The organism is Candidatus Electrothrix sp. (assembly GCF_052785085.1).
Genome location: NZ_JALAAI010000040.1, coordinates 14428 through 28572 on the forward strand (window position 1 = coordinate 14428; position 14145 = coordinate 28572).

Here is a 14145-nt window from a genome sequence, read left to right on the forward strand (position 1 = left end):
ACCTGCGTGACTTGTTCGCTCTTCAACTACCGTTCTCTGATCGTCTCATTCACTCAAGCCTTCACATTCAATCATGAACACAAAATCACGCTGCATTATCCGATTTCTCAGTTTCACATTAACCTATGTCGCATTGATTCTCTTCTTCAGCCAGACGGTATCGGCCTTGCCCGACTTGGCCGATGGCAACGATGTTCGATCCAACGCAGATCTGAAGTACGTCTTTGACCTCACTGCGTTACCGCAGGTGTTGATCAGATTTTCCAAATGCGAATGGAAGCGGCTGGTTGATTTATACGACAAGAATTACCGTAACGAAGAGTATGTGCGAGCGAATTTTTCCTGGAAGAAAGGAAGTGAGCCACCCCAGGTTATCAACGATATCGGCATTCGCGTCAGCGGCAACACAAATCGCAGGCGACCGCAAGGGCAAGACATCCACGATATCCGTCCGTTCAACTTCAAGCTCGATTTCAACGAATTCGTTGATGACGATAAGCACGAGTTTCACAGTATAAAAGGGATCAAGTTCAAGGCTGCTGGTGATGATCCGACCATGATTCGCGGCGTGTTTGCTTTGGATTTCCTGCAACGTTTTGGTGTCTGGACAACACCGCATTCTTCCTTTGCCAGGGTGGAGATGGAAATTGAGCAAGGGAACGGGGAGGTCATCACACGCTATCTGGGTATCTACCGTATGGTGGAGAATATTTCAAAATCATACCTTACCAAGCGGTTTACCAAGAAAAATAACGATGGCGACCTCTGGAAAGGAGGCATGAGTCCGCAAACTGAGAAATGGGGCCGTCCGGACTTCTTACCCTTCAGAGACCCTGCAAAGGCCGGAGAAGAGTATATTGATCCCACAAACGACGACAAGTCGTATCAGCCTGCTTATAGCTTGAAGCGTTATAAAAAGCATGATGCAGACGAGGCAAAGCAACAACTCATTGCTTTTATAGACAGCTTTGACAGGCTCAGTGGCCGGGAATTTCTGAAATGGCTCCACAGGCATATGGATGTCCGCCTGTTTTTGAAGGCTATGGCTGCTGATGTGGCCTTGGGGCAGACCGACGGCTACTGGGCCAATACCAATAACTTCAATTTTTACTTTGACGAGGACGGTTTTTTCTACTTTATTCCCATGGACTATGACAGCTCCCTGGGGACAACACCTCCTGCATTGCTTGATGACGGTGGACGCGGCAATTGGCGGGAGTTCACCAAGCTGGGCAATGAAAACGTACCGTTGATCGGAAAGTTGTTGGGTTTTCCCGGCTTGTTGAACGAGTTCAAGGGATACCTGCTCTCTCTTGCCAATGATGGCCTTCTTGACGCTGCAAAGAACCACGACATCATTACCGGTTATTATCAATTAATCAATGACCATGTCAGTAATCCGACGGGTCAGTTCGGCTGGATTGCTGATGAACCGGCATGGTGGAGCACAACGCCTTGGTATCGACTGACTGACAGCAGCGAAAAGAATAATTTTTTTCGCGTAAAGCAACGCTCTATTCGTGAGTACCTTCAGGCCGATTCACCTCTGGACGGCTCGCGTCTGTATGTTCGCGGACTCGACGGCTGGGGGGTAAAGGAAGTTTTTCGCTTGCAACCTGCGGATGAAAAGCATTTCTATGCAATTACGGTGGATCTGGACGCAGGTGAGTACCGTTTCAAGGTCGCTGATGCCGACTGGTCAGCAGCAACAGATTTCGGCGCATATCCGGGGCATGCATCAATCACCCTGGATATCCCGTACGGACTGGCACAGCAGGACAGCGTACCAGGTGTGCAGAATATGACGCTGAGGATAACTGAGCACGGCACCTACTCTTTTCTGCTGGATACCTTGAACCGCACCAAGCCGTACCTCACCGTCAGGAGGGAAGCGCAGGCCTGCGATCCAAAGTGCAACAAATCCAACTTCAAGCAGGTTTTCTTCCGTGGCACCCCGAATAATTGGGGACTCACGGCGATGCAATTAGTCGATGACAACCTGTGGCAGACCAAAGTTATTTTTAAGGAAACAGACAATCCCCCGAACCGGTTCAAGTTCGATGTCAATGGAGACTGGATCTTCAACTTCGGTGACACCGACCAAAGATGCCGAGATAAATCGGTATGTGAGGGTACTGCGATAACACGATCAGATAATAATGGCCGTGCGGTAAGCGATATCGTTGTCAACGGACTGGGTACCTACAACATTACCTTTAATGACGAGACCCGCCATTATCGGGTTGAGCGGGTCGAAGAATAATCTCTCGGACTGATATTTTTTCTTTACCATGATACACGACGCCACCTTCGGCATAGCCGTTCTGCTCGGAACCGGGCTTGCCATTGCCAAACTTGCTCAAGCCCTTCGCCTCCCTTCAGTGACCGGCTTTATTCTGGCTGGTCTGCTTTTAGGCGAATCCGGATTCGGCATTATCACTGTTGACCTGTTGGGGAACCGGCTGGATCATTTTACCAACATCGCCCTGATGCTGATCGCCTTTGGCATTGGCGAGCATGTGGAGCTTCGCCGTCTTGACGGGATGAGGAAGAATGTAGCGTATATAGCTCTCATGCAGGCGTTGATAGGGTTTACTCTGGTTACACTCATCACTCTGCAAATTATTTGGTTGGTTTCTGACGTACAAATAATAACCCGACACCAGCTTATTCTCTCTCTGCTTTTAGGGGCTATTTCTGTTGCCACGGCACCTGCCACGACTCTGCACATAGTGCGCGAGCTTGGCACCCGAGGCCCCATGACCTCCACCCTGATGGCTGTGGTTGCAGTGACTGATGCCATCGCCATAATGACATTTGGCATAACAGTCTCCACAGCCCATAGCCTGACTGGCACAGACGGTCTTTCCCTTGCCTCCCTGCTTATCTGTTTGTATGAAATCAGCGGCTCCCTGCTCATCGGGATTACAACTGGCCTTATCATTAACAAGGTGCTGGACAAGCTCCATAATAACGGAGAAATGCTTACTGCCGGCCTGGCCCTGCTCCTCCTCTGCGGTGAGCTAACCCGCCAGCTCCATCTCTCCTCGCTGCTGGCCGGGATGATGGCCGGTTTTGTCATGATCAACCGGTCAGAACGGGATGTTCGTCTTTTTCGTATTATCAACGGGTTTGAGCCACCTGTTTATGTCCTCTTCTTTACCTTGGCCGGGGTCCATCTGGATCTCTCTGCCCTGAAACTGGCTGGATGGGTGGGCATAGCCTATTTTTTTGCCCGAATCATAGGCAAATACTGCGGCACCTGGGTAGGTGCGTATCTCTCTGGGGCCAGTCAACATATTCGCAATTATCTCGGTTTTGCCCTTATCCCCCAGGCTGGGGTGGCTATTGGCTTTGTCTTTATGATCAGCACAGATCCCAAGCTCGCTGACTGGGCCAGCACCATCACCCCGGTGGTCCTGGCCGGAGTTGTGCTTTCCGAACTCTGTGGCCCTTTGCTGGTCCGTATTACTGTGGAAAAGTCTGGAGAAATCAGCTCAGAAGAGCAGAAAAAACAGCCTGCCTCCTTTATAACCCGCCTTTTTACCGCAGATGATCCTCATAAGGACAGCCCTGCCTTGGAACCCTGGGCACTGGGCGAAATGCAGCCGCCAACTGTGCCTGTTGGCGTGATTGTAGTAGGAACCTGTCATTTTGCCACAGCCCGGGCCCTGACCAGAGTAGCGACCATTCTGGCCCATCATTTTGATGCCCTTCCCTTGGCTGTGCGGGTGCTTAAAAAAGAAGAGGAAAAAGAGCTGAGTCCAGAAGAACGTCGGGATCTTTTTTTGCCGGAAAGCGATGAAGCCTCGCAACTGGGCTATCCCCTGCGCACGGAATTGCTGTACGATAAACGGGCCTCAGCACTTATTGCAGCAACTGAAGCACATAAGGCCAAGGCCCTGGTTCTTGGCTATCCCATCAGCAGAGACCCATTGAAATTCCAGAAAATCCTTGATCCAGTATCTTCTGAGGTTCATTGTCCGGTAATCGCGGTGCGCTTTGTCGGGACAATGAGCTGGGAACGCATCCTGATCCCCTTTATCCACCCCCAGGAACTGGATGTCCTGCTGCCGATTATCGAGGCCATGATCACCTCCTGTCATCCTAAACTGACCTTTCAACAGCTCCTCTTTGCGGACAGCACACGGGACGAGAGACGGGCCAGAGAAAAAGAACTGGAGAGCTGGGCTGGTTCAACGGTCTATGATGCCGACTCCATACGCTGTCTTGCCGAAGCCTCGGAATCCCGGCTGGAATCCATCCTCAGAGAGGCCCGCCGCCATGACCTGATCATCATGACCGCCTCTGAATTCAAGGGCATGCAACGCAGGGTTTTAGGTTCATTGGCTAATGTGGTGGTGGAGAACTGCAAGAATCCGGTCTTTGTTGTTTATCCCGGCAAAGCAGAAACATCTGCTCAGGATACCGTATGAATCGAGTCCTTGTTATCGGAGGAGGAGCCGCAGGCATGATGGCCGCCGGGCAGGTCGCGTTATGCGGGGCTGAAGTGGTTGTGCTGGAAAAGATGAAGCAACCCGGACGCAAGATTGCTATCTCAGGCAAGGGACGTTGCAACCTCACCAACAACGCAGACCTCTCAGAGTTCATCAGTCATTTTGGCAGAAACGGACGTTTTCTCCGTCAGGTTTTTCAGGATTTTTTTAATAACGATCTGATCCGATTCTTTGAGGAGCAAGGATTGGATCTGGTCACCGAACGGGGTGGGCGAGTTTTTCCGGCACAAGGTAATGCCCCGGATGTGGTCAAAACGCTCCGGCACTGGTTGGAGGGTTTATCTGTTTCCCTTCGCCCTGATTCGGCTGTAGAGAAGCTCTTAGTCAGAAACGGGAAAGTTGAAGGTGTGGTTTGCAACGGCAATCCGGTCTACGGCAAGTCGGTTATTCTCGCTACTGGCGGGGCTTCATACCCGGCAACCGGCTCAAGCGGGGATGGGTACAGGTTAGCTGAATCCGTGGGCCACAGCATTATGCCCATCCGACCCGGCTTGGTGCCTGTTGTCACCCAAGGTGATCTTGCTCAACGCCTCAGCGGGCTGCATCTGCGTAATGTCGGGGTTCGGCTCTTGATCAGCGATCCTGCGGACGGCATGAATAGGCGGAACCGTCCGAAAAAACGCAACGCATTCGGTGAACTCCTGTTCATGAAATACGGTCTTTCTGGCCCGGTCATCCTCACCCTGAGCAACGAGATCGTTGACGCCCTGCGGGCAGATCAACAGGTGCAGCTGGTATTGGATCTCAAGCCAGCCCTTGATGAACAAAAACTGGATGCCCGTTTGCAGCGTGATTTCCGCACCCGCCATAAGGAACCCATGCACTCTGTCCTGCGGGGCCTGATGCCGGAAAAACTGGTTCAGGTCTGCCTGGATGAGACTGGCCTTTCTCCAGATACCCCTGCTGGCGAAATACGGACAGCTGAACGCAAACGCCTCCGCTTCTGGCTGAAAAATATCCCCTTTATTGTGACTGGCTATTGCGGTTTTAAAGAAGCTATTATCACCTGCGGCGGGGTGTCGTTGAAAGAGGTTGATCCCCGCACCATGGCCTCCAAATGCTGTCCCGGTCTCTATCTGGCTGGCGAAGTCCTTGATCTCCAGGCCGATACTGGCGGCTATAATCTCCAGGCTGCCTTTTCTACAGGCTGGTTGGCAGGGCGTTCGGCGGCGGAGTATTGCTGATTTTTTTACTCGTGCCCAAGTTCTGCTTGGGAATCAGAAAATAGAGCGTATTCAGAAATGCATTTTTTTTAACAGTGACAAAAAAAATAAGGGCACAATCAGCCAGACATATGTACACTATTGACCAGGAAAGAACTCGGGAATGCTTTGAATTCTTAAAAGGAGAAAAAAACAAATGAACAACATGTTACCTGCAACCAAAAAAACAACAAACAAATTCTCTATCGTATCCATTGTACTTGTGTTGTTGTACTTGCTCATGAACAGCGTAAATGTCCAGGCCACTGAAATGACAGCAGACGAGCAAAAATGCCTGGAGACGGCAATTGAGAATCTCAATAAATCAGAAACAAGCAAGAGCCTGTTAAAAGCGTGGCATGAGAGTGGAGCAAGTTGCCAGGAAAGAGACGCAAAAATTTTTACTGAATATATTTCTTACACCATGAAGAATATAAATATAAATCCATGCCTTTCCTCACGCATGATAAACGACTTTGCAAGCGTACCGACAATCCAAATGCAAATGCTTGATACGGTGCAAGAGAAGATAAGATCAGATCTCTGCTCTCAATAAAAACCAGGAACGTCAAGATATCAAGTTTGTAGGCAATTGAGCTACCAGCTTAAGTCAATATTGCAGTCTCCCGGCTTTTTAACTGGTAGCTTGCAGCTTATATGAATCACCCTGCAAACCCATGCACAATGGGATATCGCCTGCCATAACCAAAGGCCTTACTGGTCACCTTGAGACCCAGCGGAGCCTGCTTGCGTTTATGTTCATTGATACGGATGCGACGGATAATATCTTCCACTGTACTCTGGGCAAAACCACGGGCCACGATCTCCTCAATACTCAGGTGTTCTTCCAAATAGGCAGACAGGATGGGATCCAGTACCTCATAGCCTGGCAGGTCATCCTGATCTGCCTGATCTGGCTTCAGTTCTGCAGAAGGTGGCCGGGTAATAATCCGCTCTGGAATCATCTCCCCTGCCCTGTTCATCCATCGGGCCAGCTCATAGACCATAACCTTGGGCACATCAGCCAGCACAGCCAAACCACCACTCATATCACCGTACAGGGTGCAATAGCCCACCGCCATTTCAGATTTATTGCCCGTGGTCAGCAGCAGGCTGCCAAACTTATTAGAAAGGGCCATGAGCAGATTCCCTCTGATTCGGGCCTGGAGGTTCTGCTCAGTCACGTCCTCTTCCCTGCCAGCAAAGAGGTGTTCCAATATGGCACCATAGACCTCCATGGCCGGAGCAATGGGCAGGAGTTCAAAGCCACAGCCCAGATTCTCTGCTAACGCACCAGCATCATCAATGCTCATCCGGGCCGTATAGGGAGAAGGCAGGGCCACGCAGAGAACATTTTCCGGGCCAAGGGCCAAGGTAGCCAGGACAGCGGTCACTGCCGAGTCAACCCCACCGGATAATCCGATAACAGCCTTGTGAAAGCCGGTCTTATGGAGATAATCCCGCAAGCCCAGGACCAGGGCCTGCTCCACCTGAGCAATGGAGTCCTGGGGCAGGCCCTTTTTGTTCCTCTGATCTTCCTGTTTCTCTTGTTCTGCTCGCCTTGTTCGCTCTGTTCGATCAGTTAAGGCATCCACATCAATGATCAGCATATCTTCCTGAAAACCAGCAGCCGCAGCAAAAAGCTCTCCCTGGCGATCCAGGGCCAAAGAGTGACCATCAAAAATCAGGGAATCCTGGCCCCCGACCTGATTCACATAGATCAAAGGCAGATCATGCTGCCGACAAAGGGCAGAGAGCAACTGACTGCGCTCAGCAAGCTTTCCGTGATGATAGGGCGAAGCTGAGATATTGATCAGGCAATCAAGCCTCTCATGATCCTGCAATAAGGAGGCCACAGGATCATGGGGATATTTGCTGGGCCAGATATCCTCGCAGATGGTCAGGCCCATGCGCAGCCCTTGAAAGGAAAAGGGCAAGGAGGGAGGCCCTGGTTCAAAATAGCGGCTTTCATCAAAAACATCATAGGTGGGCAGCAATTGCTTACGCACCCGATGGACCACCCTTCCCTGATGGATCAACAACGCAGAATTGTAAAGGTGCTTGCCCTTATACTGTCCCTGTCGCTTTTCCGGCACACCAAGAATCACCCCGATTTCACCCACAGAACGGACAAGCTCGTTCAGAACCTTATCATGGGCCTGGAGAAATGATGGTCGTTCCAGCAGATCCTGGGGCGGATAGCCACAAAGGACCAGTTCCGGAAAGATAATCAGGTCGCAGCCTGCCTGTTCCGCCTGCCTGACCTGTTCAATGATCCGCTCTTTATGAGCATCAAATTGGCCAATAAGAGTATTTATCTGTGCAAGTGCTATTTTCATTGCTGCTAATCAACCTGAACAAACTCGCCCTTTTTTACAACATAGAGGGAATAGCCCACACCAGTGGCATCTCCGTTTTTATCAAACATAATATCGCCAAAAGGGGTAGCTGTGGCCTGGACTTGCAGAGTCTTGGCAATCTTTTCCGTTTCTGTGGAACCGGCCACCCGGATGGAATTGGTCAGGGCCAGGGCAGCAGCAACGGCATTATCAAAAAATGGCCCTGGTTCTCCTCCATATTTTTTTGCATAGGCTTCACGGTATTGGCGGGTAATAGGGTTGGCAGAGACATCAGCTGGCCCTGTCGCATACACCCCTTCTGCGTACTTACCAGCCACCTTGATAAAGGTCTCATCTTTCACCCCGTCATCAGAGATAAACTGGGTTTTCATCCGCTTCTTGCGCATCTGGGTGACAATCTTGGAGGCTTCTGGATGATAGCCGCCAAAAATCACTGCATCTGCACGGGTTCGTTTAATTTTCTGCACCACAGCAGAGTAATCAACTGCGCCTGGCGTTACCCCTTCAAACAGGACAATCTGGGCCTTGGCATCCTGCTCAATAATGCGCCGGGCATCTTCAGCAAGCCCTTTACCGTAATCTCCTTTATCATGTATAATGGCAATCTTTTGTGCCTTTAATTCACCAACAGTGAAGTTAACAATAGAAGATGCCTGGGCATCATTGGGAGCAATGGTTCTGTAAAAAGTAGGATAGTTGCCGCTCTTGGTCAGCTCGCTGTCCGTGGCTGATGGGGACATGAGAATGATATCAGCCTCATGATAAATAGGCAGGGCAGCCTTGGTGGCACTGGAACAGATATGACCGATCACGGCATGCACTCCGGCAGAAACCAGTTTTGTTGCCGTATTGGTGGCGATCTCCGGTTTACAAGCATCGTCTTCCACCAGCAGCTCCACCGGGGCTCCGTTCAACCCGCCTTCTGCATTGAGATTCTCCACAACCAGTTCTGCAGCCCGGGCTGTGGGCAGACCATAGGAGGCCAGATCACCGCTGTGGGCACCGGCCACGCCTATTTTTACCGGGTCTGCGGCCTGGGCATGGGTGATAAAGAATGTACCTGTGCTCAGGGCTATTACCGCAAGCGCGGAACAGAATTTTTGTGCAATATTCATCGTATTTTCCTCTTTGCTCTTATTTCTTTTTCGCCCCAGAAAGTTATCCTCCTGAGAGAGTGGTTCCTTACGTTGCAATCCAGCATGCAACCTGCTATCTTTTTTAATCCATTATAGGAAAAAAGAAAAGTATCTTCAATCCGAAGCACCCAAGGTGTTACTGGGCTAATATAAATATTGCCCTGTTGGGGCATGGATACCTTTTCTCCAGTGCTTAGGCTCTGTTTTTCTGTTTCTTCGTATATTCAGTCTTTTTCATCCCGATCCCATAAAGCACCGCATTTTCCTGTTTACTTTTTCCTTTGATCATGGTTCGTTAACTTGCATAAGTAAACTACGCACACCCTCCTCTCCTGAAGAATCTTTTCGCGGAGACAACAAACGATCTACCCCAACAAACCAAACTATGCAGTTAAATTTAGAGAACGTAACTATTGAGCAGGCAACAGCTGAACATCTCACGGATATCTTCAACCTTTCTCGCTCTTTGAGTCTTCAACGAATGCCGTCTGAACAGTCTGAGCAACTTGGATTCCTGGTCTCAGAATTTACACAAGAAGAATACTTATCTTATATCGAAAAGGCCGATCATTTCTATGTATTGTATGAAGGTGATACTCTCTGCGGTTTTTTATATGCCTATTCCAGCGATCTGATTGCTGAGGATGAATGGATGAACCAGCTTATTAAGTCCAAACATCCTGAGCCGTTCGTGTTAATAAAGCAGATATGCATTCAGCCTTTCTTGATGGGGAAAGGGTTGGCGACGCATCTTTATCAGCATCTTTTTCAGCAAACCGCTGACTGTCCTTTGTTCACGGTGATTGTAACTGAGCCGTATAATCAGCGGTCTGTGGATTTTCACAAGGGGCATGATTTTAAAGAGATATTCCGGCGTACTCCACCGGATGGTATTCCTCGTGAGGTTTGGAAAAGAGTGCCTCAATAGGAGGATTTCATGGGCAACGTATAGAAAGTACCCGGCAGTTAATCTTGTGGTGGTTGCGGACAATCCCGTCTGTTTCATTTATATAATCTCTGTTAAAAACAATAAAAAGGGTATCACGATGGCAATAACAGAAATTTTTTTATCACGTTGCTCTGAAGAATTTAAAAAAGAAAGTGAAGTAATTTCTAATCACTACAATGACAAGAGAAGAGAATATAAAATTACTGCTCAGGAAAATCTTGTCATTCAAAGCTATACCCTTGAAAAACTCCAAAATATCATCAAAGAAGCTGAGTTTGTCATTCATCTCATAGGCGATAATCCCGGTACTGGGGTAGGGAAAAATAAAATAGAGGAATTTCGAAGAGGAGCCGGGGACTGGCTCGACAAAGGACAGTCGGAAATATGCCATCAGCTTAGAAAGTCAGAGGACTTTTGGGATGAGATAACATACACCGAATGGGAAGCTTACATAGCTCTTCACTTCGGAGCTGAATTATTTTGTTTTGACCTAAGGCGAGAAAAAGATAATGGGTCATCACAATGTAAGAGACATTTAAAACGTCTTTATCATGCTGGTGATATTCATCCTACGTGTTGTGATAGAGAAGAATTACTTACTAATTTTTCCGCTTGTCTTGCAAGCCTCTCTAATGACAAAAAGAAACCCTCCAAAGTCACGACTATTAAGCTCAATGACCCATGCCTGCCACCATGCTTAAGTATTATGGGAGCCATGGATTTTGTGGGACGCAAAAATTATTTATCCTACCTGGACACAAGCGTAAAAAACGCTATTGAAAATAACACCAGAATCATCCAGCTTGTTGCTCAGGGAGGAACAGGAAAAACGAAATTAGTTGCTCGATGGATCCACTCAAGACGAATGGCTTTGTCGTCTCCAACACCCCATATACCTTTATCAGAGAATTACTTAAAATTATTTAAGCATAAATCTGTGTTGGGTTATTCTCTTTACTCGCAAGGAACAGGGAAAAATGCATTAAAAGGCTCAGGAGCAGCTGCCGTAGAAGAGCCAATTTGGAAAGACGCAGTCAACAAGTGGTTTATTGGTGATGAGAAGGCACGAGGAAAGCTTAATGAAACTATTAAGGAACCTTCAGAATACAAAGCAGATATACTGGCCGACATACTAATAAATCGAAAAGACCTCACACTCCTCATTCTTGATGGTCTGGAAGCAGCACTACGGTTAAGTGAGACTGACGACGGAGAAACCAAGTGGATTGTTCGGGATGCGTTTCTCAGGACTTTTCTCAAATGTTTTGTAGAAGCGGAATCCAGTCAATGTATTCTCGTTGTTACAACACGAGTGGAGATGGCCCTTGCTTCATCCGAACATGGAGAAGGGATTTCGCCCGAATTTGGAGAGCGTATCCTTACTGAGAGAATCAAACCGCTTGGATTCGAAAAAACGAATATTCCCAAAAAGAAGAATTATAACAAAAAAATAAGTGAGGCAGCAAAAGTCCTCTATTATTATGTCAAGCGCAAACCAGGTGCCACACGTATTTTAGCCGAAGCCTCAAGTGAAGATAAAATTGAGCTACAAGGAAAAAAAGCCGAAACTATTCGCGATGCATTACTGGAAAATCATAAAGATAAAATCCCAGCGAATGATCATGATTTGCGAAAAAATCTTGAAAAGACCGCACGCAACTTACGAGGCCACGCTCTTTCACTTAAATTGGCCGGGCAACTTATTGCAAATACCGATTATGGATGGGGCTATGTTACGCAAAATTTTGATCCCAAGCGGCATAGATCAACCGAAACAGCTGATGACACTGAGTTTGCTAATACAATTAATAGAGTAAACAACCTGCTTCTTCCTCATATTGAAACATTCAGAGACAACTACCCGCACAGACTCAAAGCGTTGCTTGCAGTAGGCGTTTTTGATCGAGAAGCAAGTTTCGAAGAAATTGAACATGCCGCCACCTACCTTGACAATTTACGAGGTTGCTCTCTAGGATCAAGTGAATCCAAAGAATTGGAATCCGCACTGATAGACTTAGCAGGTGATGGTTTTCTCACACTTTATGACGCTAAAAAGAAAGAAATAGAAGATGATAGTTGTTCTGTTCCTTCTGACTCTGGAACGGAAGACGCTCCGAACCTGTGGGACTGCCACCCCTTAATACGATCTAAGCTATGTGATTACATTTTCGATAAAGATGAGGAAGATGCTTCAAGGTGTCACCATGAAGTGGCTTATTTCTATCTCAGCAAACTTAGTGAGACCTGGAAAGAATCTATTTTAACAGACTTGCATCCTGAAACAGCTTCCCAAAATGGCTTTGCAGATATTGGTAGTGACGATGCTAAGGAGGAAAGGGCGCGACGAAAAGATACCTGGCGCAAACAGGATCGCAAACAGGCTCTTGCCGACATGGGGCTTCTGCAACGAGCCGTTTATCATTTTATCCTTGCGAAAGAATTACGTAACGCTTGGCATCTTTACTGGGAATGGATGTCAGTTCATAAGGAATACCTATTCTCTCGTTTTTTGGGCAAGTTTGAAGAGGACTTATCTACTCTTAGCCACTTTTTCGAGTCGCCTTGGACCTCCATTAAGCAGGCAAAAGAAAAAGGTCAGGTGTTATCTTCATTAGATATTGCATCTCTTTTTAATGCGGCAGGTTTTAGACTAAGATCACTCAGCAGGTTGACTGAGGCTCATCAAGCCTCTGGAGGCTCTTTTCTGAAATGGCAAAAAGCTGGCTGGAATCTGAATGATAACCTATCAGAAGATGAGAAAAATAATTTTCGGGAAAGTTCTTATGCAGCTGGTAATCGTGCTGAGTATTCTATGGTTCAGGCGTCACTTGCAGATGCTCTTATGTATGCAGATCTTGCTGTTCGTTTGGCTGACAAAAGTGAGGACCCGAAAGCACGTTTTATTCATCGTGTTGAACTCGCAGAAATACTCTGGCTCAGAGGAAATACTGATCAGGCTATAGAGCAGCTCGAATGGGTTGACAATGAAGATAATATTAAATTCCCCCCAGAAGAGACTATTTCTGTAGGTAATAACGACATTCCTCCAAGATTATGGGCAGAACTTTACTGTCTTTATCAATACCGATTTGGCAAAGTGCTTATAGATCAAAACAAAGAAAATATTGAAAAAGCCCTCGCGTTAGCTTTTCAATTAATTCATAATGCAAAAAAAACCAACTGGATTTTAAACAGATGGCTGGGAAAACTTTTGCTAGGATATATTGAGCTTGCCAAAGCAGAATCCACATGCCAGCCCTTCTGCCCTTCCCGTACCTGTCTTGAAGAAGCAAGAAAATACTTTACAGAAGCAAAAAAAGAATTCAGGGGAATTTCCGCTGGACACCATGTGATGAAAGCTCGTCTTGGGATCATTCTTTGTGACTACAAAATAGGGAATAATTTTAATAAGGCTAGCGACGCCCTTTCAGAGCTTTCTCTGACGGCTGGAGAACGACACCTCTTCCGAATTGATGCAGAAGTTGAAAGAGCAAGGGTTCTTATGGAAGAGGCATCTACGGATAGTAACCAAAAGGATGCGACCGAAAGACAAGTGGAGAGAGTGAAAAGTTTATGCATCAAAGCGGGCTACCTGAGACACTTACCGCTTCTTGATTCGCTTTCCCCAAAGGAAGGATGAAGCTAATGAAGACAAACAGAAATGCGAATCACCCATCTTTCCCCTCCTGATTCGCACTTTCACAAAAACGATACCCATCAATTCACAATCAGAGATCAATGAAAAAAGACACAAGTCACAATCAGGACTCAAGAAAAAAGAATTTTCCTCCAGTGTATGTCTTGGCCAGCGCAAAATCCGGGAAGCAACAGGCTTGCCATTATCGCTTATTAAACAGGCCCCTGACAGCCTTTTTCTGCTAGCTGGTTAATCTTTTAATTTTACACCAGAAAAAAATGGACATTTGAGATTTTTCTGGTATTAATGTAATAAAAAACGATTTGTCATTGGTAACCAAGGGA

At 47.4% G+C, this 14145-nt stretch carries 8 protein-coding genes; 6 read left to right on the forward strand and 2 right to left on the reverse strand.

The features are described from left to right. The first annotated feature begins 73 nt into the window (after nucleotides 1-73). From L2082_RS08405 to L2082_RS08420, 4 genes are all read left to right on the forward strand, one after another. Entirely contained in the window at nucleotides 74-2263 is a 2190-nt protein-coding gene (locus L2082_RS08405; RefSeq protein WP_446008408.1) for a CotH kinase family protein, read from the forward strand. Between the two features lie 28 nt (nucleotides 2264-2291). Then, a complete protein-coding gene (locus tag L2082_RS08410; protein WP_446008409.1) occupies nucleotides 2292-4436 on the forward strand; it encodes a cation:proton antiporter domain-containing protein in 2145 nt (714 codons plus the stop codon). Beyond that, a complete protein-coding gene (locus tag L2082_RS08415) occupies nucleotides 4433-5701 on the forward strand; it encodes an NAD(P)/FAD-dependent oxidoreductase (protein ID WP_446008410.1) in 1269 nt (422 codons plus the stop codon). The genes L2082_RS08410 and L2082_RS08415 overlap by 4 nt, the downstream gene beginning before the upstream one ends. Before the next feature lie 175 nt (nucleotides 5702-5876). Next, entirely contained in the window at nucleotides 5877-6275 is a 399-nt protein-coding gene (locus tag L2082_RS08420; protein WP_446008411.1) for a hypothetical protein, read from the forward strand. A gap of 106 nt (nucleotides 6276-6381) precedes the next feature. Here L2082_RS08420 and L2082_RS08425 read toward each other — a convergent pair whose 3' ends face one another. After that, entirely contained in the window at nucleotides 6382-8058 is a 1677-nt protein-coding gene (locus L2082_RS08425) for an NAD+ synthase (RefSeq protein WP_446011616.1), read from the reverse strand. Between the two features lie 5 nt (nucleotides 8059-8063). Continuing rightward, nucleotides 8064-9194, reverse strand: a complete 1131-nt coding sequence (locus L2082_RS08430; RefSeq protein ID WP_446010278.1) for a branched-chain amino acid ABC transporter substrate-binding protein — start codon at nucleotides 9192-9194, stop codon at nucleotides 8064-8066. Between the two features lie 406 nt (nucleotides 9195-9600). Here L2082_RS08430 and L2082_RS08435 point away from each other — a divergent pair, with 406 nt between their 5' ends. After that, a complete protein-coding gene (locus L2082_RS08435; protein WP_446010277.1) occupies nucleotides 9601-10143 on the forward strand; it encodes a GNAT family N-acetyltransferase in 543 nt (180 codons plus the stop codon). Nucleotides 10144-10261: 118 nt separating this feature from the next. Continuing rightward, the gene (locus L2082_RS08440; RefSeq protein WP_446010276.1) at nucleotides 10262-13804 is read left to right on the forward strand and encodes a hypothetical protein; all 3543 of its coding nucleotides are present in this window, start codon (nucleotides 10262-10264) and stop codon (nucleotides 13802-13804) included. The last annotated feature ends 341 nt before the right edge of the window (nucleotides 13805-14145 follow it).